This window comes from Brevibacterium metallidurans, assembly GCF_037101285.1.
GTDB lineage: Bacteria > Actinomycetota > Actinomycetes > Actinomycetales > Brevibacteriaceae > Brevibacterium > Brevibacterium metallidurans.
In genome coordinates, this window is sequence record NZ_BAAAAF010000073.1 from 1 (window position 1) to 528 (window position 528).

Consider the following 528-nt stretch of genomic DNA (forward strand, 5'->3'; position numbering starts at 1 on the left):
ATGCATTGCCATTTAATAACTCCCTTTTAAAAACATAGCAACATGGTGACACTATTAGTTTTTTGTTCGCCATTTCTTTTTCAAAGAAAGTTAATGCATCTATTTCGCCAAATGTTGAGCGCTTATAATCATGCCATCCTTTTTTTTTCAGATCTGGAGTGTCAAAAAAAACATGTGCATTAAAGAAAATAATCCCATAATTTTTTTCATTGGTTATCTTGTCTATTAACTTTAGACTTCCATGTGATATTTTATCATCACCATCTAAAAACCATATATATTCACCAGTTGATGATTCAATGGCGACATTTCTTGCCACCGATTGGCCTTGATTTTCCTGATTTATTACTTTGATTCTTTGGTCATCAAATGACAGTATGATATCTAAACTGCCATCTGTTGAACCATCATTTACACAGATTATCTCATAGTCGTTAAAATCCTGATCTAATACTGATTGAATACATTCCCTTAAGTATTTTTCAACGTTATATACAGGTACTATTATCGAAAATTTTTTTTTCACAG

Annotated in this window: 1 protein-coding gene; it reads right to left on the reverse strand. The window is 31.1% G+C overall.

Annotated elements, in window-relative coordinates:
• Positions 1–528: glycosyltransferase family A protein (locus AACX88_RS17585; RefSeq protein ID WP_339394144.1), on the reverse strand; the 528-nt coding region annotated here is incomplete at both ends.